The following is a 6,968-nucleotide window of genomic DNA, read 5'->3' as shown; positions in this document are numbered from 1 at the left end:
CCTTCTGCTTGAACGTCAGCACGAGCGCCTTGAGTTTGGCGTGCTCCTCGTCCCACCGCCGCCTGCGCTCCTCGAGCCGTTCGCCTCGGTCGCGCCGGGCCTGGGCGTACGACGCGAAGCCGCCGCCGTGCACCCAGACGGAACCCGACTCGACGGTGACGATGCGCTCGGCCGCGTTCGCGAGCAGTTCGCGGTCGTGCGAGACCAGGAGCACGGTCTTGGACGTCTCTCGCAACCGCTGCTCGAGCCAGCGCTTGCCAGGAACATCGAGATAGTTGTCCGGCTCGTCGAGCAGGAGCACGTCGTCGGGGCCGCGCAGCAGCGCCTCCAGCACGAGACGCTTCTGCTCCCCGCCCGACAGGGTCTTGATCTCGCGCCACCGGCACGAGTCGTACGGCGTGCCGAGCGCCGCCACGCAACAGGCGTCCCACAGCACCTCGGAGTCGTAGCCGCCGGCGTCGCCCCAGCCGGTCAGGGCCGTGGCGTAGCGCATCTGGGTGGGTTCGTCGTCGCGCTCCATCATGGCCAGTTCGGCCGCCTCGAGGGCGGCGGCCGCCCTGCGCACGCGGTCCGGCGAGGCCGCCACCAGCAGGTCATGGACGGTCGACTCGTCACGCACGCTGCCGATGAACTGGCGCATGACGCCGAGGCCGCCACCGCGTGACACGTTCCCGGCCTGTGGGGGGAGATCCCCTGCGACGATCCGCAGCAAGGTGGTCTTGCCGGCGCCGTTCGGCCCGACGAGCGCCGCGATCACGCCCTCACCGACCCTGAACGAGACGTCGTCGAGCAGCACGCGCCCGTTCGGAAGCGTATGGCTCACATGGCCGATCTCGACGTGTCCCACGACAACTCCTCATTCGCCCGAGCCAGTCTGAAGCACGAGGGCCGGACCGGCCAACCTCATTTCGGGCGGACCCGGACGGTCGAGTCGGTCGAATCGGATGGCGCGGACGCTCCGACATACCTAGAATCCACTTGCGGTTCTGTGCGTGGTCCGGTAGGTCGCGTGATGCCGTTACCGACCGGAGGCCGCTGAGAGGTGCATACATGGACGGGCGTGTCGGTGAGCCGCCGTATGGGACGCCTCCGCTGGTGGGACGGCGTGATGTCCTGCAGGCGTTCGGCGCGGCGCTCGACGTGGCCGCCGACGGCGCCTTCCAGCTGCTCGGCCTGGTCGGCGAGCCCGGTGCGGGCAAGACCCGGCTGCTGGGCGAGCTGGCGAGCATCGCGACCGAGCGGCGTCTCGACACGCTGTGGGGGAGGGCCGCGGAGTTCGAGCAGCAGACGCCGTTCGGGGTGGTCATCGACGCGCTCGACGACCGGATCGAAGGTCTGGACGAGGTACTCGCCGACCGGCTCGAGGCCCCCGCGCTCCGCGTGCTGGCGTCGGTCTTCCCCTCCCTGTCCGCGGCCGTCCCCGAGAAGCCGGACGACGGCGAGGACATCACCGGGCTCGCGCGCTACCGGCTGTACCGCGCCGTCCGGCGGCTGCTCGACGAGCTCGCCGGGCCGAACGGGCTGGTCCTGGTCCTCGACGACGTGCACTGGGCCGACGACAGCTCGATCGAGCTGCTCGACCATCTGATCCGCCACCCGCCGCGCGGACGGGTGCTGGTCGCGGTCGCCTATCGCCCCGCCCAGGCCTCGCCGCGGCTCACCGCACTGGTCGAGGCGGGCGGCGGCGGCCACGTCCCGGTCGAGCCGCTCACCGAGGCCGAGGTCGCGGAGCTGCTCGGCCCGCAGGTCAGCCCGGCGCGCCGCCGATCCCTGTTCGAGGCCAGTGGAGGCAATCCCTTTTACCTGGAGGCGCTGGCCCGCAGTGAGGTTCCGATCGTGAGCGGCCATGAGGAAGGCGAGCTGCCACCTGCGGTCAGTACCGCGCTCCGGGTGGAGCTGAGCGGTCTGTCCTCCACCGCTCGCCTGGTCACTCAGGCCGCCGCCATGACCGCCGACGAATTCGAGCCCGCGCTCGCCGCGGTGGCCGCGCAGGTGCCCGATCACGTGGCGCTGACGGCGCTCGACGAGATGGTGGCGCGGGACGTCGTACGGCCGGCTCCGTCTGCGGGCCGGTTCCGCTTCCGGCACCCTCTAGTCCGGCACGCCGCGTACGGCTCGGCGGCGGCGGGCTGGAGGTTCGCCGCCCATGCCCGGATCGCCGCCCATCTCGCCGACCTGGGCGCGTCCGCCACCGTGCGCGCACACCACGTGGAGCGATCGGGGCGCTTCGGTGACCGGGAGGCCATCACGACGCTCGTGGGTGCCGCCCGCGCCGTCGCCGCGCAGGCTCCCGCCATCGCGGCGCACTGGCTGAAGGCGGCGCTTCGGCTGATGCCCGACACGCTTGATCCTGGTGACGTCGAGCCGACCGGGCGGGACGCTCCGGTGCTGTCCCGCCTGGAGCTCCTCATGGAGCAGGTGCACGTCCAGACCCTCAGCGGCCAGCTCCAGGAGGGGCGTGAGACGGCACGTACGCTGCTGCGGCTGTTGCCCCTGGACGATTACGCCCGCCGCGCCAAGGCGGTTCATCTGTGCGCCGTGATAGAACGGCAGCTCGACCGGCCCCACGAAGCGCGGGCGCTCGTGCTCGACGAACTGCGCCGCATTCCCGATCCACAGGCCTCGGCCGCCGTGGTGCTCCGAGTCCGGCTGGTCGCCGACAGGCTCATGCGCGTCGACACCAGGGGCGCTCAGGCCGTGCTTGACCTCATGCCGAAGAGCGCGCCGGGCTGGGAACCGTGGCTGGAGGTGGCGGTCGCCGTGATGCGGCCGTTGCCGGCCTACGGGGCAGGGCGTATCGCCGAGGCCGTGCGCCATGCCGAAGCGGCCGACGAGGCCCTCGCCGGAGCCTCGGACGATCACCTCGCCGAGTGCCTGGACTCCGTCGCCTGGCTGTGCTGGACCGAGCTCATGATGGGCCGGTACGACGATGCGCTCCGGCATGTGGACCGCAGCCTGGCGGTCGCGCGCTCCACCGGGCAGAGCTACATCCTGACCTATCTGCTCGCCGCACGGGCGCGGACGCTGACCATGCTCGGCCGGCTGGCAGAGGCGAGTGCCGTCGCTGAGGAGGCCACGGAGGTGGCTCGGCTGCTGCGCTCTGGAGAATGCCTGGCCTTCGCCCTCACCCAGCAGTGCCTGGTCGCGAGCTGGACGGGCGACCACGACTCCGCCCTGCGACTCGGCGAGGAGGCGGTCCAGAACGACGTCGGGAGCGGAGAGTGGTGGGGCGCCATGGCCCGCTATGCCCGCGCCATGGCGTTGGTCAACGCGGGGACTCTGGAGGAGGGCGCGGCCGGCCTTCTCGAGGCGTGCGGCCACGGCACCGCGCCCATGCTCGATCCAGGGACACTGGTGGCCTGCTCCGAGGCACTGGCATATGTCGACGTCGCACGCGGACGACCGGACGAAGCGGCGAAATGGGCGGACATAGCAGCCCAGCTGGCCCATCCCGACCTGGACACCGACAAGGGCCTGGTCCACCTCGCCAGGGCGCACGCGCTTCGGCCCCGCGATCCGGCCACGGCGGCCGAAGTCGCGACGCAGGCCGCTGAAATGCTCCTCGCCGCCGGCCGGCGCGCCGAAGCGGGCCGGGCCAGGCTCACCGCGGGACTGGCCTACAGCGAGGCCGGCAAGCGTGGCCCGGCGAGGGAGACGCTGCGCGTGGCGGCGGAAATCTTCGCCGAGTGCGGCGCGCGCAACCTTCACGCCCAGACGGTTCGTGAACAGCGCCGGCTCGGCGTCCGGGTGCCCGCCACGGGCGGGACCGGACGGGCGGACCGGCCCTTCGGGCTGACGCCCCGGGAGCACGAGATCGCCATGCTCGTCGCCGAGGGCTGCACGAACCAGCAGATCGCCGAGAAGCTCGTCCTCAGCGTACGAACCGTCGAGACCCACCTGTCCAGGGTGTTCGCCAAGCTTGGCGTCGGTTCGAGGGTCGGTGTGGCGACTGCTCTGAACCCCCGCGTCTGAATTCGACTCTCAAAGTACGGGTTTTCCACGATGCCGCGCTTATGTACGGCCTTGGCATTGTTAGGAGCGATGGAAACCGGGAGGACAAGATGACGCGTCGCATCCGGCGGTTCTCGCTGGAGGGCGTCTCGGACGCCGAGGTGTCCGTGCACCCCTTCGTGACGGAGGACGACCTCAGGCTGACCCTGAGCAGGTTCCACCGTGCGGACAGCGACGATGTAGTGCTTCTGCTGCACGGTCTGACGTCGTCCAGCGACCTGTTCATCATGCCGGAGATCAACAACCTGGTGAGCTTCCTGCTGGACAACGGGTTCGGCGACGTCTGGGCGTGCGATTTCCGGATGAGCAACCACTTCCCGTACAACACGGGGACGCGCCGCTACAGTCTCGATGACATCGCTCACTACGACTATCCGGCTGCGCTCGGGGAGCTCCGTCGGCACGTCGGCGAGCGGCGGATCCACGTGTTCGCGCACTGCCTCGGGGCGCTGTCGTTCAGCATGAGCCTGTTCGGCGGGATGGTCGACGACATCGCCAGCCTCGCCGTCAACAGCGTCTCGCTGACTCCGCGGGTGCCCGGATGGTCGCGGGTGAAGATGGCTGCCGGGCCGGCTTTCGCCGACTATGTCCTCGGCCTTCCCTACATCGACCCGCGCTTCAAAGAGGCACCTGCGTTCACCGTCCGGCGGCTGTTCGCCCGCACGGTGTCGCTGTTCCATCCCGAATGCCGTGAGTCCGCCTGCCACATGCAGAGCTTCATGTGGGCAAGTGGCCGGCCGGGCTTCTTCATGCATGAGAACCTCGCGCCGGAGACCCACGTTCACGATCGACTGGCCGACCTGAACGGGGCCTCGACCGTGCACTATTACCGGCACATCCGCAAGATGGTGCGTGCGGGACGAGCCGTGCGGTACGACGTCCGGGACCCGCGCCACGCCGCGCTGCCCGAGGACTTCCTGGCACGAGCAGCCGAGATCACCACGCCGGTCCTGTTCATGACGGGTGACCACAACCGGATCTTCACCGACTCCAACGTGGTCTGCCATGAACTCATGTCGAAGGCCGCCCCAGACCGGCACGATCTCGCGATCCTCCCCGGCTACGGCCACATCGACCCGGTTCTCGGCAAACGGGCATATGTCGACGTCTATCCCAAGATTCTCGCCCACTTGCAGAAGCACAGCGTCGAGCGGGAGACGGCCTGATGCCGGTCCAAGAGAACGTTGACGCAGTGGTGGTGGGCTCCGGTTTCGGGGGCTCCGTCGCCGCCTACCGGCTGGCTGAGGCGGGGAAGTCGGTAGTGGTGATGGAACGCGGGCGGGACTACCCACCGGGGAGTTTCGCCCGCACTCCGGCCGAGATGAGCCGGGCCTTCTGGGACCCCCGAGAGGGCCTGTACGGCCTCTTCGACGTGTGGAGCTTCCGGGGCCTCGACTCGGTCGTCTCCAGCGGCCTCGGCGGTGGCTCCCTCATCTACGCCAACGTGCTCCTGCGCAAGGACGAGCACTGGTTCGTCAACGAGCAGTCCCCGCCCACCGGCGGCTACCAGCCGTGGCCGGTGAGCCGGGCCGACCTGGACCCGCACTATGACGAGGTCGAGCGGATGCTCGGCGCGACGCCGTACCCCTTCGAGAAGGCGTCCTACGCCGACACTCCGAAGACGCACGCGATGCAGGACGCGGCCGTCGAGCTCGGGCTCGGCTGGAAGCTGCCTCCGCTGGCGGTCAGCTTCGCGCCGGAGCAAGGGGCAGAGCCCGGGATCGGCCTGCCGATCACCCAGCCCGAGTACGGCAACCTGCACGGCGTGCACCGCCGCACCTGCATGCTCTGCGGCGAGTGCAACATCGGCTGCAACGACGGCTCCAAGAACAGCCTCGACCACACCTACCTCTCCGCGGCCAAGCATCACGGCGCCGATCTGCGCACGCTCCACGACGTACGTGCGATCCGGCTCCGGCCGGGCGGCGGCTACGAGGTCGACTACGTCCATCACGATCCCGAGCGGCGTTCGCGCAAGCCGCAGACGCTCACGATCGGCTGTGACCGTCTCGTCCTCGCCGCCGGCACCTACGGCACCTCGTACCTGCTGCTGCGCAGCCGCAAGAACCTCCCGGGCCTGAGCCAGGCGCTCGGCACCCGGTTCTGCGGCAACGGCGACCTGCTGACCTTCCTGCTGAAGGCGTCCGACCGCAGCCGCCTCCGGCCGCTGGACGCCAGCCGCGGCCCGGTCATCACCAGCGCGATCCGGCTGCCGGACGAACGGGACGGCGTCCCGGGGGCCGGCAGCGGGGCCTACATCCAGGACGGCGGCTACCCGAACTTCGTGGACTGGATCGTCGAGGCCAGCGACGTCACCGGCGAGATCTCCCGCGTGGTGCGGTTCCTCTTCGACCGGTTCCGTGACTTCCTCAGGTTCGCGCCCGACACCAACCTGTCGAAGGAGCTCGCCGACCTGATCGGTGACGGCGCGCTGTCGGTGAGCTCTCTGCCGCTGCTCGGAATGGGCCGCGACGTGCCCGACGGCGTCTTGCGGCTGCGCGACGACCGGCTCGACGCGCAGTGGAGCACAGCAACGAGCAAGGCGCACTTCGAACGGCTGCGCATGACCATGCAGCGAATCGCCGACGTGCTCGGCGCCGAGTACGCCGACAACCCGGCGTGGTTCCGCAAGCGGGTCATCACCGTCCACCCCCTCGGCGGGGCGCCGATGGGGCGGCACACGGGGGAGGGCGTCTGTGACGCCTACGGGGAGGTCTTCGGGCTCCCCGGACTCTACGTCGCCGACGGGGCGGCGATGCCCGGCCCGGTGGGGGCCAACCCGTCTCTCACCATCGCGGCGATGGCCGACCGCATGGCCACCCGGCTGCTGGAGCGGACGTCGGCCATGGCCGGCGTGGGGGCCGCTCACGGCGCGGGGATGACCGCCGGGACGGCCGGCCCGGGGGCGGCCGGTAGGGGATCGGCCGTGGGGGCGGCCGGTTCGGGGGAGGTCGCGG

4 protein-coding genes are annotated in these 6,968 nt (G+C 70.5%); 3 read left to right on the top strand and 1 reads right to left on the bottom strand.

The features are described 5' to 3' along the window. Positions 1-847: ATP-binding cassette domain-containing protein (locus HKK72_RS33905; RefSeq protein WP_187238506.1), on the bottom strand; the 847-nt coding region annotated here is incomplete at its 3' end. Positions 848-1,050: 203 nt separating this feature from the next. Between HKK72_RS33905 and HKK72_RS33900 the strand changes: the two genes are divergently transcribed. The 3 genes from HKK72_RS33900 to HKK72_RS33890 all read left to right on the top strand — a co-directional run. Beyond that, positions 1,051-3,972, top strand: coding sequence for a helix-turn-helix transcriptional regulator (locus tag HKK72_RS33900; RefSeq protein WP_187238505.1), 2,922 nt, complete (start codon positions 1,051-1,053; stop codon positions 3,970-3,972). Positions 3,973-4,061: 89 nt separating this feature from the next. After that, positions 4,062-5,177 carry an alpha/beta fold hydrolase gene (locus HKK72_RS33895; protein ID WP_187238504.1) on the top strand — a complete coding sequence of 372 codons (1,116 nt, stop codon included), beginning with the start codon at positions 4,062-4,064 and terminating at the stop codon, positions 5,175-5,177. After that, a partial coding sequence (locus tag HKK72_RS33890) for a GMC oxidoreductase (RefSeq protein ID WP_187238503.1) occupies positions 5,177-6,968 on the top strand: 1,792 nt, incomplete at its 3' end. The genes HKK72_RS33895 and HKK72_RS33890, both read left to right, overlap by 1 nt.

Origin of the sequence: Actinomadura sp. HBU206391, from assembly GCF_014323665.1 — a bacterium.
Classification (GTDB): Bacteria; Actinomycetota; Actinomycetes; order Streptosporangiales; family Streptosporangiaceae; genus Actinomadura_C.
This window is presented reverse-complemented; position numbering and strand designations above follow the sequence as displayed.